The organism is Aliidongia sp., from assembly GCF_035943795.1.
Taxonomy (GTDB): domain Bacteria; phylum Pseudomonadota; class Alphaproteobacteria; order ATCC43930; family CGMCC-115725; genus Aliidongia.
Genome location: NZ_DASZBY010000078.1, coordinates 1 through 13,098 on the forward strand (window position 1 = coordinate 1; position 13,098 = coordinate 13,098).

Below are 13,098 nucleotides of genomic sequence, written 5' to 3' on the forward strand. Positions count from 1 at the left end.
AAAGCGCTGCTCCAGACGCAGGCTGAAGCGCGACAAGGGAAAGCAGATGACGAAGTAGAGAAGAGCCGCGAGGCCATAGGCGAGCAGCGGCTTATAGGTCGTGCTGGCGACGATCTGGGCCGAGCGCGACAGCTCGACGAAACCGACGATCGAGGCGAGCGACGTGCCCTTGATGAGCTGCACCAGGAACCCGACCGTCGGCGCGACGGATAGGCGCAGCGCCTGTGGCAGGACGATGTCCCGCATGCGGGAGGCATAGCGCAGCCCGAGCGCCCGGGCCGCCTCGCTCTGCCCCCGTGGCACGGCCTGGATGCCGCCCCGCCAGATCTCGCCCAGGAACGCGCTCGCGTGCAGGGTCAGGCCGATGGTCACCGCGGTCCATGGGCTGACCTTCACGCCGAAGACCGGCATGCCGTAGAATACCAGGAACAGCTGCATCAGCAGCGGCGTCCCCTGGAAGAAATCGATGTAGCCCGCGGCGACCCGGCGAAGCGGCGCCAGCGTCGAGGTGCGGCTGAGCGCGATGATCAGCCCGAAAACACCGCCGCCGATGAAGGCGATCAGCGATAGCAGCAGGGTCCATTGGATGCCGGCCAGGATGAACAGGACTTCGTTGGGGCCGAAGAGGCGGATCATGAGCCTGACCTCACCTGACCGGATAAGAGAAATAGATCCGGTTGATCGCCTTGAAGGCGGTTGAGAAGATCAACGAAAGCCCGAAATACAGGCCGGTCGCGACGGCATAGACCTCGAAGCTTCTGAAGGTTTCCGCATCGATCGACTGTGAGATCGACGCCAACTCCTCTGCCGAAATCGAGGAGACGATGCTGGTCGTCAACAGGGCCAGAATGAATTGTCCGGACAGCGCCGGGAAAATGATGCGCAGCGCCGGCTTGAGGACGATGAAGCGGAAGATCTGCAAGGGCTTCAGTCCGAGTGCTGTCCCCGCCTCGACCTGGCCTTTGGAAATCGCTTCGACGCCGCCCCGGATAATCTCGGCGGCGAACGCCCCGCAATTGAGACTCAAGGCCAGGATCGCCGCGGTCCAGGGGCTGAGGCTTATGCCCAGCGTCGGCAGGCCGAAGAAGATGAACATGACCTGGACGAGGAACGGTGTGTTCCGGATGACCTCGATGTAGGAGGTCGCGAACAGCCGGACCGCCCGGATCGGGCTCCGCTTGGCCAGCATCGCGACGATGCCGATGACGAGGCCGAGGCCGACGGCGATCGCGGCCAAGCTGATCGTTTGCCAGCACCCGCGGAGAAACATCTCCCAATAGGGTGCCAGGGCGGCAAAATCGAACTTGTAGGTCATTCTTCCTCCCTTCGTCCGGCGATGGCCTGTCCGCCTCGTCCGTTGCTTTCGGTCCCGTGTCCCTATGGGATCCGGAAGAATCGTCGATAGAGCTCGATCTGTTCGCTCAGCATGTGGATGCCGGGATGGACACGCAGGCCCCGGGCGAGTGCTGCTTTCAGCAGACGCGTTTCTGCCGGCTTCATGATGATGTCGGCGACGACGGCGTCTGCGCGGACACCGTCGAGGCCGAACGGCAGCGGATCTTCCGCGCGCAAGCCGACCGGCGTGGCGTTGATCAGGATGTCGCTTTCGGCCGCGGCCGGTGCCGAGGCGACGCGGACGCGTCTGGGCCATTCCACTTCGAGCCGTCCGGCCAACTGCATGGCGCGTTCCGCCGAGACATCAGATAGCACGAGCAGACGCGCGCCACAGGCCAGCAAGGCGGGCGCGATGGAGGTGCCGGCGCCGCCCGCGCCGACCAGGCTCACGACCTTCTCTCTCGGGTCATGGCCTGCGCCCACCAGCCCTTGGACGAAACCGACGCCGTCGAAATTATCGGCCGTCCAGCTGCCGTCGGCCTCGCGGCGCAGCGCGTTCGCCGAGCCCGCCAGCCTTGCCGCTTCGTCCAGGTGATCTGCGTGATCGCACGCCACGAACTTATACGGGACGGTGACCAGGATGCCGTCCAGGTTCGCGATACGCTTCAGCCCTTCGATCATCACGGGGAAATCCGCCGGCGCCACCTCGATCGGCACAAGCACCGCGTCGACCATCCGATCGACGAACAGGCGGTTCATCAGGGCAGGCGCCTGTACCTGGGCGACGGGATGCCCGATCACGGCAAAAAGGCGAGTGGCACCGCTCGGACAGGGCACCCGAAAGGCCTCGCCCTGAGGACTCTGAACCATGCTCACCACCGTGACTGCCAGAAAATGTTGCCCAAGGCCCGCGTTCCATTTTCAAAACTGGAATTTGTGCAATTATGGAATCAATTCCAGTTTTGTCAACCGGGTGACATAGCGTTCCAAATGGAATAAATTTCAATCCTCCGGAGCTCGTTTTGAGATGGCCTAACCGGACAGGATGACGCGATGCACACCCCCGACCGCGCGATATCGATCATCGAGCTCCTCTCGAAGAACGCCCTGGGGTTGCCGCTCTCGGCGATTGCCGACGAGCTGTCGATCCCGCGCAGCGCCACGCATCGGCTCTTGGCCGACCTGCGGGAGGAGGGCTACGTCCGCCAGGAATATGAAGGTGGCACCTATCGCTTGACCGCCAAGGTCGTGGCGTTCGGCTTCACTTTTCTGGGCGCTGCCGGCGTGACGGCAGAGATCCAGCCCATCCTCGATCGGCTGGCGGAGCGGACCGGGGAACTCATCGTGCTGGCTGTGGTAGACGGGGAAAGGCTGCTGCGCGTCGCCAAGGCCCAGGGCGCTCGACGGGGCCTGCTCTATCACCAGGACGAGGGTCCGGAAGTGTATCTCGCGGCGACCTCGAACGGGCACGCCTGGCTATCCTGCCTGGACGAAGAGGAAGCGCTGCAACTCGTGGCCAAGCAGGGGTACAACCGGCCGATCGATGGGCCGACCGCGCCGAAGACGCTGCGCGACATCCTCAAATATGTCGAAGCGACGAGAGCCCGGGGCTTCGCGAAGATCTCCGAGACCTATGTCGCCGGGACCTCGGCCATGGCGGCACCGATCTTCCGACCCGGTACGCGCAGGGCGATCGGCACGCTCAGCATCGCCGGACCGTTATTGCGTATGACCGACGAGCATATGGATTCCCTGGCACCAACCCTGTTCGCCAGTGCCGCTGAAATCGCCGAGGCCGGCAGCGAGTTGGCGATCTTCGAACAAGCCCCCTCTGCGGCAGTGCGATGATGTCCAGTCGCAACCGGGCGATCTCGATCCTCGAACTGCTGTCCCATCACACTTGGGGCCTGTCGGCCCATGAGGTTGCGGATCGGCTCGATATTCCCTTCGCTGCGACGCAACGCCTGCTCTCTGGGCTCATCGAGAGCGGCTATGTCCACGGCGGCACCGGCAAGGCGGACCTGTTCCGCCTGCGGGTCAAGCTTCCTGCCTTAGGCCTGGCCTATCTGGGCGCCACGGGGGTGACCGATCTGGTCCAGCCGATCCTCGACGATCTGGCGAAGCGGACGGGCGAGCTTGTGAGACTGGCGGTCATCGAGGCCGACAGCCTGACCTGGGTTGCCAAATCCCAGGGCGCCCGAAGCGGGCTGCTCTACAATCCCGACACCGACGCCGAAGTGCATTTGCCGGCGACGGCCAATGGCCGCGCCTGGCTATCCTGCCTCGACGAACGTCAGGCCCGCGTCCTGATCGAGAAGAGTGCCCCAGATGCTGCCGGCGCGATCGACGCTTTGATCCATGACGTCGCCGTCGCCCGCGCCCAAGGGTACGCCATGGTCTCCGAGAGCTACGAGGCCGGGACCTCGGCCGTCGCGGCCCCGATCCGGCGGGGCGCCACGGGCAATCCGATCGGAACGGTCAGCGTCGCCGGGCCGACGATCCGGATGACGCCGGACCGCATCCAGGAATTCGTGCCTTGGCTGCTGGCGAGTGCCGCCGAACTGGGTGCGGCGGCCAGTTCCTCTCCGCTGTTCAAGGGACCTTGAAGCGTGTTCATACGCGATGCCGACGTAGCTGGCGCAGATCTCCATGAAAACACGCGACATCGGCCTGGTGCTGCTCGTCTGCTTAATTTGGGCCGCCAATCAGATCGTGAGCCGGCTGGTCGTGACGAACCTCGGCATTCCGCCGATCTTCTACTCGCTGGCCCGATCGATCGCGATCGCGGCCCTCCTGCTGCCTATGCTTCGTCCGATTCCGCGCAACGTCGGACTGATGATCGCCGTCGGCGTCCTGCTCGGTGGCGGCGGCTTCGCGCTCAATTTCATAGGGCTGGAGTTCGCGACACCATCCACGGTAGCGGTCGTCCTGCAACTTTCCGTCCCCATGGCGACCATCCTCTCGATCATCATCCTCGGCGAGCGGATCCGCTGGAAGCGCGGTCTCGGCATCGCGTTGTCGTTCGGCGGGGTGATCATTCTGTTATGGGACCCGCACACGATGGGTATGTCGTTCGGGCTGATCTTCACCGCGGCATCGGCGCTGTCGAGCGCGCTCGGTGCGATCTTCCTGAAGAAGATCGCACCCGTGCATCCGCTGCGCGTTCAGGCGTGGGGCAGCCTGGGTGCGGTTCCGTTGTTGGCCGTCCTGAGCGCGGCCGTCGAACATCATCCGATCGACGCCGCAATCGGCGCTGGCTGGCCGTTCGTAGCTGCCATCGCCGCCTCCGCCCTGATCGTCTCGATCTTCTCCCACACGATGTATTATCGGCTGGTGCAGAAATACGAGGCAAACCAGGTCGTCTCGCTGATGCTGCTGCATTCCGTCATGACGATCGTTCTGGGCGTGCTCATCACCGGCGACGCGTTCACGCCGCGCATGCTCGTGGGCGGCGCCATCACGCTGGTTGGCGTCTTCATTATTGCGGTTCGATCTGGCAATCAGCCGGGTTCGGCGGGTCTTATTGCGACGGTCGAGCAACCATAGGAGAAGCGCGAACTCGACCTCGCGAGATTGCGCACCAGAGTGTCAGATTCGGGGGCGGGTCCCCGCAACAAGTTTCGTTATAACTCGCTTCTGTGCGACATCTGATCAAAGCCCGCGCAGGATTAACTCCTTGCGCGGGCTTTGCTGTGTAAGCGCTGTGCCGCTGGGGTGCAGATATGAATGACCGTTAGACGAACGAGACGCCGATAGCGCCCAGCGGGCCGTAATCCGCATGGATGACGTCGCCGGCCGCGACCGAAACGGGCCGCGTGAAGGAGCCGGCCAGCACGATCTGACCCCGTTCCAGCCCGATATCCTGATCCGCCAGCTTGTTGACCAGCCAGGCCACGCCGGCGGCGGGATGGCCCATGATCGCAGCCGAGACGCCGGATTCCTCGATGATGCCGTTCTTCGACAGGGTGGCGCCGACCCAGCGGATATCCACATCCATCGGGCGGATCGTGCGACCACCGACGACCATGCCGCCCGAGGCCGCATTGTCGGCGATCGTGTCGGTGATGGCGCGCGGCACCTCGGTCCGATAGTCGATGATTTCGAGCGCCGGCACGATGAACTCTGTCGCGCGCATGACGTCGTAGATGCGCTTGCCGGAACCCTTCAGGTCCTCGCCCATGACGAAGGCCAACTCGACCTCCAGCCGCGGCGCCAGGAAGCGGTCGGCCCGGATCTGGGCGCCGTCGTTGTAGAGCATGTCATCGAGCAGATGGCCGTAGTCGGGCTCGGTCATTTTGGACGCCATCTGCATGGCGCGCGAGGTCAGACCGATCTTATGGCCGATCTGGCGGGCGCCCTTGGCTATGCGGCCCTCGGCCCACAGCCGCTGAATGACATAGGCGTCGGCGATCTCGATATTCGGAAAGGTCCGGCTCAATTGCGGGATGGCGACGCGCTCGGTCTCGGCGCGCGTCAGGTCGGCGGCGCCTCGGCGGCGCTCCTCGTCGGTCAGCATGGCATCACTCCATTACTTGATCGGGGGTCTGGGCAGCCGGGCTTCGCCGGACTCCAGCGTGAATGTGTAGTCGAGCGTGTACCAAGGCGCCTCGATCCCAGGCTCGCTCGGGTGCGGCGCGTCATGCCGCTCGAACCGGCCAACCAGCGCGCGGGTCACACCGAACTGCACGTCGCTTTCCAGTCTCGGATCGTCATCGGCATAAACCTGGGACGTCAGCACTTTGAAGCCCGGTTTGAACACCAGGGCATGAACATGGGCCGGCCGGTACGGATGGCGGTCCTGGACGGCGAGTAGCCGGCCGACAACCCCGTCCGTTGGGATCGGATAGCCCAAGGGTTTGACCGAGCGGAACCAGAACCGGCCATCCGCTTCGGTGGTGAACTTGCCGCGCAGGTTCATATCGGCCTGGTCCGGATCCTGGTTTTCATAGAGCCCGACCGGCGAGGAATGCCAGATATCGACCTCGGCGTCCTCGACCGGCTTTCCCGCCTGGTCCTGCACCCGCATGGTCACGAACAGGATCGGCCCCGGCGTCTCGGACCGCACGATCGTGCCGCCATTCTCGACTCGTGGCGAATCCAGGCGCCAGAACGGTCCCAGCAAGGACTGCGAGGTCTCGGTCGTGCCGTTGTCGCCGTTATTCAGCAGGCAGACCAGCGACGAGATGCCGAGCGAACCCGCCATCAGCACCATCTCGTTATGGGTGTCGCTGGTGAGTTTGCCCATCTCGTTCAGGATCGCGGTCGCCTCGCGGAACTCGGCCTCGGTCAGGCGCACGTCGCGCACGAAGCCATGCAGATGGCGGATCAGCGAGACCATGATCTGGCGCAGACGGGAATCGCCCGTCCGTTCCATGACGGCCAGAACGGCATCGGTCACCTCTTCTTGGCGCTGGATGATCATCAGCGTTTCCTCCCATTTCAGGATTCAGAGATAATCGATGATCTGTCAATAAGCGATTTTTTTAGGTAATTCCCGATGGTAGAGTTAAACGCGCTCGAAGGCGCGGGAGAGAAGGCGGGTTTAAATTTCTATAGCAGTAGAGTCTAATAAATGCGATTTTTCAATATATTAGATGATAGTGCATTGTGCTCCTGGGCTCTCGGAGAACGCTTTTGGCAGAGCCTCAAGATCGCAATGCATCGAGATTTCGCAAACTCCTTGACGGCATAAATCGACTCACATACAAATAATCGATTATTAAAGGAGTGCCGGCTTAAGGCACTCAAGCGATGGGTGAGGATCTATGGCTAATCCCAAAGTTCTTCGACGATGGCGGGACGGCGATCGCGCAGAGATATGATCGGAAGATCACCTCCTAATTCGGAATGAGCGCGATGCTTCTGGAAACCCCAACGGCTGACGGCGACCACAAGAAGAATACGATCGCCAGCCGGCTCGTTCATCGACTGCGCGAGGCCATTCTGAGCGGCGATCTTAAGCCGGGCGCGAAGATCAACTTGGATCGAACTCGCGAGCAGTTCGACGTCAGCCTGAGCCCGCTTCGGGAGGCACTGGCACGGCTCATCGCCGATGGGCTGGTCGAATTCGAAGACAACAGGGGCTACCGGGTAGCGCCGGTGTCGCTCGCCAACCTCATGGAGATCACCCAACTCCGGACCGAGTTCGAATGCCTTGCGTTGCGCAACGCCATCTCGGCCGGCGATCTCAATTGGGAGGGCGACGTGATCCGAGCGCTGCACCGACTGAATCGAACGATCCGCGATCCGGCGCGGCCGGGAAGCTTCGAACAATGGGAGGAGGCCCATAGCACCTTCCATCTTAGTCTAATCGCTGGTTGCCGCATGCCGCAGCTCCTGTCGTTCTGCCGCGTGCTGCATAATTTGAATGACCGCTACCGGCGGATTTTCCTCCAGACCCGTCCGGGTGACCGGAATGTCGGCGCCGAGCATAGCGAGATCGCCGAGGGCGCGGTCGCCCGCGATATGGAGTTCGCCTGCGGTCGTCTCCGCGACCATATCCAACGTACCGGCACGAATCTGCGCAATCACCTCGCGGAGCGCTTTGCATCGGCGCCACCGGTGCAGGGATGAAGCTCGCGCAGGAAGATCCGCCGCTCGGGCTTGCCCATTTCACCGTGCTGGAACTGCCGCCGATCGACCTGCTGCGGCTGGCGGCCAAGATCGGCTATGCCTCGGTCGGCCTGCGTCTGCATCCGGCATTTCCGGGTTCGCCCTGCTACGGGATCGCCCCCGGCAGCGACCAGATGCGCGAGATGTGGCGGCGGATCGACGGCGACGGAGTCCGTGTCGACGATATCGAGTTCGTGACGATCGCGGCGGATTTCGTGTCCGACGACTTGGCGCCAATCCTGGAATCCGCAAGCCTTCTCGGCGCTCGGCGCCTCAGTGTCTGTGGTGACGATCCCGATCGGTCGCGTCTTGTCGCGAGTTTCGCCGAACTCTGCGATCTTGCCGCCGGTTTCGATATCGGCGTCGATTTGGAATGCATGGCCTGGCGTCAGGTCGCGAACCTATCCGATGCGGCAAGCGTGGTCGCGGCGGCCGGACGACCGAATGGCGGGGTGCTTGTGGATGCGCTGCATCTCGCGCGCACCGGCGGCGTGCCGTCTGATCTGCGGGACGTCTCACCGGCGCTGATCCGGAGCGCGCAATTCTGCGACGCGCCGCCGGCGCGTCCAATCTCCATGGACGCCATCATCCAGGAAGCACGGGCCGGCCGGCTGCCGCCAGGGGAGGGGGCGCTTCCGCTTCAGGCCCTTCTCGAGGAATTGCCGCAGGACACGACCCTGTCGGTCGAGGTGCCGATGAGCGGCGATGTGCCGCCGGAGGATCGAGCACAACGGATCTTCGTGGCTACCAAACGCTGGTTCGGGACTTGCCGCTAGGCCAACCCCTAGCAAAGAGCGGGCGACACCGCCGCGTACCGAATCAAGGGAGGATATCAAGTGAGTCGTCTCGTCTATGTTCTGAACGGACCGAACCTCAACCTGCTCGGCAAACGCCAGCCGGCGATTTATGGCTATGAGACGCTGGCCGACGTCGAGGCTGAATGCCGACACACGGCTCGCGACCTCGGGCTGGAACTCAAGTTTCACCAGAGCAATGCCGAATTCCAGCTGATCGACTGGATCCACGAGGCGCGAGAGAGCGCCGCCGGCATCGTCATCAACCCGGCGGCCTTCACGCATACCTCGGTCGCGATCCTGGACGCGCTCAATACCTGCGAGTTCCCGATCATCGAGGTGCATATCTCGAACGTGCATAAGCGCGAGGAATTCCGCCACCATTCCTATGTCTCGCTGGTCGCTTCCGGCGTGATTGCCGGCTTCGGCACCCAGGGCTATCCGCTCGCCCTGCAGCGCCTCGCCCGCTTGATCGACGAAGACAAGCCATAGTCCGAAACATCGGCCCGGCGGGCCGATTCGAAACGACCGCCGTAGGGGACTGGAGTTTCCAATGATCGATAGCACCAGCCCATCGCTTCTGCTCGGCCTGATCGGATCGGGCATCCAGGCATCACGGACGCCTGCGCTGCACGAGCGCGAAGGTGCCGAGCAGGGTTTGCGCGTGATCTACAAGCTCATCGATCTGGACCAGCTGCTTCTTCAGGCTGACGCCTTGCCTGAATTGTTGCAGGCGGCCGAGCGGATGGGTTTCGCGGGGCTCAACATCACGCATCCGTGCAAACAGCTGATCATATCGTTGCTCGACGAGCTGTCGCCGGACGCAAGCGCGCTGGGCGCGGTCAATACGGTCGTCCTGAGGGATGGCCGCCGCATCGGCCACAACACCGACTGGTGGGGCTTTGCGGAAAACTTCCGCCGTGGCCTGCCGGACGTGAAGCGCGATCGGGTCGTGCAGCTTGGCGCCGGCGGCGCCGGGGCCGCGGTCGCCCATGCGGCCCTGACGCTTGGGACCGACCATCTGGTGATCTTCGACGTAGATCCGGATCGCGCCCGCCGCTTGGCTGCGGATCTCGCCACGCGGTTCGGGGCCGGCCGTGTCGAGGCGGGAGAGAATCTCACGACGGCGCTGGCGGCCGCGGACGGTCTCGTCCATTGCACGCCCACCGGCATGGCCAACCATCCAGGCCTGCCGCTTCCATTCGAATTGCTGCGGCCGGGCCTGTGGATTGCGGAGATCGTCTATTTCCCCTTGGAAACCGACCTGCTTCGAATGGGCCGAGCCCTTGGCTGTCGGACGCTGAATGGGGGCGGAATGGCCGTGTTCCAGGCTGTGGAGGCGTTTCGACTATTCACCGGAGTCGCCCCGGATGCGGAACGGATGTTACGGCACTTCTCGACCATGGGGTGAGCGACGGCGCTCATAGAAGTAGAAGGCAGCCCGACGCGAATTGTCCGGGATATGTAACGAAAAGCTGACAGGGAGCTACGTACATGAGCAATGAAACAGTCGCAGCATCGCCGCCTCGCGCGGCAACGCGAGCCGGTCAGCCCACACGCGCCCGCTGGGGCATCCTGGCCCTGCTCGCGGTCGGAACCATGATCAATTATCTGGACCGCACGGTGCTGGGCATCGCGGCGCCGACCATGACCAAGGAGTTGGGCATCGACGCCGCGGCGATGGGCCTGGTGTTCTCGGCCTTCTCCTGGACCTATGCTGCCTTCCAGATCCCGGGGGGTATCTTCCTCGATAAGTTCGGGTCCAAGACGACCTATTTCCTGTCGATCACCTTCTGGTCGTTCTTCACCCTGTTGCAGGGCTTCGCCGGCGGGATTGGGACGCTGCTGGGCTTTCGCTTCGGTTTGGGCGTGTCGGAGGCGCCGTGCTTTCCGACCAACAGCCGTGTCGTCGGCACCTGGTTTCCGCAGCAGGAGCGGGCGTTCGCGACCGGCACTTACACGGTCGGCGAATATATCGGCCTCGCGTTCTTGAGCCCGGCCCTGTTCTGGCTGCTGGCCGAGTTCGGCTGGCGCTCGCTGTTCTATGTGGTGGGCGCCGCCGGCATCCTGTTCGGCCTGGTCTGGTGGGTGCGCTATCGCGAGCCGCAGGACAGCACGACCGTCAATCGCGAGGAACTCGACTATATCGCCGCCGGCGGCGGCCTGGCCAAACCCTCGGCCGACAAGAGTTCGGGCTTCGCCTGGTCCCAGATCGGCACGCTCTTGAAGCAGCGCCAGATGATCGGCGCTTGCCTGGGGCAGTTCGCCGGCAATTCGACCCTCGTGTTCTTCCTGACCTGGTTCCCGACATATCTCGCGACCGAGCGGCACATGGGCTGGATCAAGGTCGGCTTCTTCGCGGTCATGCCGTTCATCGCCGCCGCGATCGGCGTCATGCTGGGGGGCATCGTATCCGACTGGCTCCTGCGCCGCACGGGCTCGGCCAATATCGCCCGCAAGGGGCCGATCATCACCGGCCTGCTGCTAGCCTCGACCATCATCACTGCCAACTATGTCGATGGCGACGCCACCGTCATCGCCATCCTGTCGGTCGCCTTCTTCGGCCAGGGCATGGTCGGCCTGGGCTGGACGCTGATCTCCGACATCGCGCCGCGCAACTACATGGGCTTGACCGGCGGCGTGTTTAACCTGATGGCGAACCTGGCCGGCATCGTGACGCCGCTGGTCATCGGCTTCATCGTCAGCTCGACCGGTTCCTTCGTCGACGCGCTGCTGTTCGTCGGTGGCGTGGCCCTGGTCGGCGCGCTGTCCTACATCTTCATCCTGGGCGACGTGAAGCGGATCGAAATGGCCTGATGGCCCGAGGATCACTCGCGCTTAGAGAGAACCTGAAGGATGCGGTAACTTTTCAGGTCGAAGGCAATCGGCCTGCCCGGCGGTGGTTTGGAACCGTCGGGCGGGTCGGCATAATCGCTCCTGGGGGGAGGATCAAATGAAAATCGCCAATTTCCCGGCCGGCATGATGCTGAGCTTGATTGCGACGGCGGGGCAGGCATCCGATGTTCAAGGTCCTGGGCAACGAGTCCATGCCGTTCTGCGGCATGGTTGATGGCAAGCCGGCCGGTATGGTGGTCGAAATTCTCGATGCCGCAACGCGGGAAGGCGGTCCGGCCTTCAGCTTCGACTTTTCCGCAACCTGCTAGTCTTACTGCGTCATAAACAACGCAGGATGGTTTGCGAGTTCCGCCGGGCGTGGCAGCACGGACATCGGTCGAGGCTCTTGATGAGGGCGATGGTGAGGCGCCGTCTGAGGGCCGCGATCGAGTTCGGAATGTGCCGTTCGGGCCGGAATGGTGGCGCCTCGGGGTCGGTCAACCGTCGGGAACGGGAGGTTTTTGGAGCTTCGGGGCGGGACCCGGTCCTGAGGGGGAATTGTCTCCCGTTCGGAGATCAGGAATCCGTCGGCGGCGATGCACAGTGTCGCGTGATGATGGAAGCCTCGCCAGCCGCGCCCTTCGTAGTGGCCAAGGCCGAGTTCTTGCTTGAGTTCTTGATAGTCGCGCTCGATCCGCCAGCGCAGCTTGGTGAGGTCGACGAGTTCGGCGAAGGGGATGTCGGCCGGCAGGGTAGAGAGCCAATACTTGGTCGGCTCGGCCTCGCCCTCCGGCCATTCGACCAGGAGCCATTCCTCGGCCCTGGGCTCCCGGAGCTTCTCGTCGCGGTGGGCAGCGCGGACCCGAACCCGGGCATAGCGCGAGACAAGCCAGTCGGCCGAGCCCTCGCGCCAGGTGATCGTCTCGCCCAGACGCTCGTTTGCGGCTGGATACCCGCGACATAAGCAAGATCCAGCGACGTAATCTCGGTGCGCAGGGCCGTATCCGCGCCGTAGCCCGCATCCATCAGCACGACGCCCTTGGGAACTTCGGCCGCAAGAGCGGCGCGGATCTGGTCGAGCGCAATCTCGGGCTTGGTCTGGAAGGAGACATCCTGCGGCACGCCGGCCTTGGACCGCCGGACAGGGTCCGCCGCCCAGTCTTCCGGCAGATAGAGCCGATACGCCACCGGCAGGCTGGCCGCGTGGTTCGCGACCGACCGCGTGACCGCGACCTGGCAGTTGTCCTGCTTGCCGAGTTGCCCGCAATACTGCCGTGCCACCCCGACCGAATGCCGGCCCTTCTTCGGAAAGCCCGTGTCGTCGATGATCCAGGCCTCGATCGACACGCTCCGCTCGATCGGCGGCAGAACCAGTTCACGAACACGAGCCAAGACCCGCTCGTCCGACCACGGCGCGTTGCCGACAAAGTGCAGCAGCGACTGGTGTTGCGCCGCCACCCGAACCGGCGCCGTCACTGCCGCGATCGGCTCCACGCTCTTGCGCTCTCCTGGCAAGAGCAGC

At 63.6% G+C, this 13,098-nt stretch carries 15 protein-coding genes; 9 read left to right on the top strand and 6 right to left on the bottom strand.

Annotated elements, in window-relative coordinates:
• The 3 genes from VGV37_RS13425 to VGV37_RS13435 all read right to left on the bottom strand — a co-directional run.
• The coding region (locus VGV37_RS13425; protein ID WP_326880192.1) for an amino acid ABC transporter permease at positions 1-636 on the bottom strand (636 nt) is incomplete at its 3' end.
• 10 nt (positions 637-646) lie between these two features.
• Entirely contained in the window at positions 647-1,315 is a 669-nt protein-coding gene (locus VGV37_RS13430) for an amino acid ABC transporter permease (protein ID WP_326880193.1), read from the bottom strand.
• Between the two features lie 62 nt (positions 1,316-1,377).
• Positions 1,378-2,205 carry a shikimate dehydrogenase gene (locus tag VGV37_RS13435; protein WP_326880194.1) on the bottom strand — a complete coding sequence of 276 codons (828 nt, stop codon included), beginning with the start codon at positions 2,203-2,205 and terminating at the stop codon, positions 1,378-1,380.
• Between the two features lie 183 nt (positions 2,206-2,388).
• On the opposite strand from VGV37_RS13435, the gene VGV37_RS13440 reads away from it, so the two are divergent.
• The 3 genes from VGV37_RS13440 (at position 2,389) to VGV37_RS13450 (ending at position 4,881) form a co-directional block, all read left to right on the top strand.
• Positions 2,389-3,183, top strand: coding sequence for an IclR family transcriptional regulator (locus VGV37_RS13440; protein ID WP_326880195.1), 795 nt, complete (start codon positions 2,389-2,391; stop codon positions 3,181-3,183).
• Complete coding sequence (locus VGV37_RS13445; RefSeq protein WP_326880196.1) at positions 3,183-3,941, top strand: IclR family transcriptional regulator; 759 nt, start codon at positions 3,183-3,185, stop codon at positions 3,939-3,941. The genes VGV37_RS13440 and VGV37_RS13445 overlap by 1 nt, the downstream gene beginning before the upstream one ends.
• Before the next feature lie 67 nt (positions 3,942-4,008).
• The gene (locus tag VGV37_RS13450) at positions 4,009-4,881 is read left to right on the top strand and encodes a DMT family transporter (RefSeq protein WP_326880197.1); all 873 of its coding nucleotides are present in this window, start codon (positions 4,009-4,011) and stop codon (positions 4,879-4,881) included.
• A gap of 187 nt (positions 4,882-5,068) precedes the next feature.
• Here the strand turns inward: VGV37_RS13450 and hpaH are convergent, their stop codons facing one another.
• Complete coding sequence (hpaH, locus tag VGV37_RS13455; RefSeq protein WP_326880198.1) at positions 5,069-5,851, bottom strand: 2-oxo-hept-4-ene-1,7-dioate hydratase; 783 nt, start codon at positions 5,849-5,851, stop codon at positions 5,069-5,071.
• Between the two features lie 12 nt (positions 5,852-5,863).
• On the bottom strand, positions 5,864-6,757 hold the full coding sequence (locus VGV37_RS13460; RefSeq protein ID WP_326880199.1) for a dioxygenase: 894 nt from the start codon (positions 6,755-6,757) through the stop codon (positions 5,864-5,866).
• A 434-nt stretch (positions 6,758-7,191) separates the two neighbouring features.
• On the opposite strand from VGV37_RS13460, the gene VGV37_RS13465 reads away from it, so the two are divergent.
• The 6 genes from VGV37_RS13465 (at position 7,192) to VGV37_RS13490 (ending at position 11,905) form a co-directional block, all read left to right on the top strand.
• A complete protein-coding gene (locus VGV37_RS13465; RefSeq protein ID WP_326880200.1) occupies positions 7,192-7,908 on the top strand; it encodes a GntR family transcriptional regulator in 717 nt (238 codons plus the stop codon).
• 44 nt (positions 7,909-7,952) lie between these two features.
• The gene (locus VGV37_RS13470) at positions 7,953-8,723 is read left to right on the top strand and encodes a sugar phosphate isomerase/epimerase (protein ID WP_326880202.1); all 771 of its coding nucleotides are present in this window, start codon (positions 7,953-7,955) and stop codon (positions 8,721-8,723) included.
• Positions 8,724-8,783: 60 nt separating this feature from the next.
• Positions 8,784-9,233 (top strand): type II 3-dehydroquinate dehydratase, encoded by a 450-nt coding sequence (aroQ, locus tag VGV37_RS13475; RefSeq protein WP_326880203.1) that lies wholly within the window; start codon positions 8,784-8,786, stop codon positions 9,231-9,233.
• 61 nt (positions 9,234-9,294) lie between these two features.
• On the top strand, positions 9,295-10,152 hold the full coding sequence (locus tag VGV37_RS13480; protein WP_326880204.1) for a shikimate dehydrogenase: 858 nt from the start codon (positions 9,295-9,297) through the stop codon (positions 10,150-10,152).
• 83 nt (positions 10,153-10,235) lie between these two features.
• Positions 10,236-11,558, top strand: coding sequence for an MFS transporter (locus tag VGV37_RS13485; protein WP_326880205.1), 1,323 nt, complete (start codon positions 10,236-10,238; stop codon positions 11,556-11,558).
• Between the two features lie 203 nt (positions 11,559-11,761).
• Complete coding sequence (locus VGV37_RS13490) at positions 11,762-11,905, top strand: hypothetical protein (RefSeq protein WP_326880206.1); 144 nt, start codon at positions 11,762-11,764, stop codon at positions 11,903-11,905.
• 247 nt (positions 11,906-12,152) lie between these two features.
• Here VGV37_RS13490 and VGV37_RS13495 read toward each other — a convergent pair.
• Positions 12,153-13,098, bottom strand: a 946-nt coding sequence (locus VGV37_RS13495) for an IS701 family transposase (RefSeq protein WP_422652893.1), incomplete at its 5' end; no start/stop codon positions are given.

What these genes read in the sequence shown, in the direction of transcription:
- VGV37_RS13430 (WP_326880193.1), bottom strand. Translation starts at nt 1,315, where the DNA reads ATGACCTACAAGTTCGATTTTGCCGCCCTGGCACCCTATTGGGAGATG.
- VGV37_RS13435 (WP_326880194.1), bottom strand. Translation starts at nt 2,205, where the DNA reads ATGGTTCAGAGTCCTCAGGGCGAGGCCTTTCGGGTGCCCTGTCCGAGC.
- VGV37_RS13440 (WP_326880195.1), top strand. Translation starts at nt 2,389, where the DNA reads ATGCACACCCCCGACCGCGCGATATCGATCATCGAGCTCCTCTCGAAG.
- VGV37_RS13445 (WP_326880196.1), top strand. Translation starts at nt 3,183, where the DNA reads ATGTCCAGTCGCAACCGGGCGATCTCGATCCTCGAACTGCTGTCCCAT.
- hpaH (WP_326880198.1), bottom strand. Translation starts at nt 5,851, where the DNA reads ATGCTGACCGACGAGGAGCGCCGCCGAGGCGCCGCCGACCTGACGCGC.
- VGV37_RS13460 (WP_326880199.1), bottom strand. Translation starts at nt 6,757, where the DNA reads ATGATCATCCAGCGCCAAGAAGAGGTGACCGATGCCGTTCTGGCCGTC.
- VGV37_RS13465 (WP_326880200.1), top strand. Translation starts at nt 7,192, where the DNA reads ATGCTTCTGGAAACCCCAACGGCTGACGGCGACCACAAGAAGAATACG.
- VGV37_RS13480 (WP_326880204.1), top strand. Translation starts at nt 9,295, where the DNA reads ATGATCGATAGCACCAGCCCATCGCTTCTGCTCGGCCTGATCGGATCG.
- VGV37_RS13485 (WP_326880205.1), top strand. Translation starts at nt 10,236, where the DNA reads ATGAGCAATGAAACAGTCGCAGCATCGCCGCCTCGCGCGGCAACGCGA.
- VGV37_RS13490 (WP_326880206.1), top strand. Translation starts at nt 11,762, where the DNA reads ATGTTCAAGGTCCTGGGCAACGAGTCCATGCCGTTCTGCGGCATGGTT.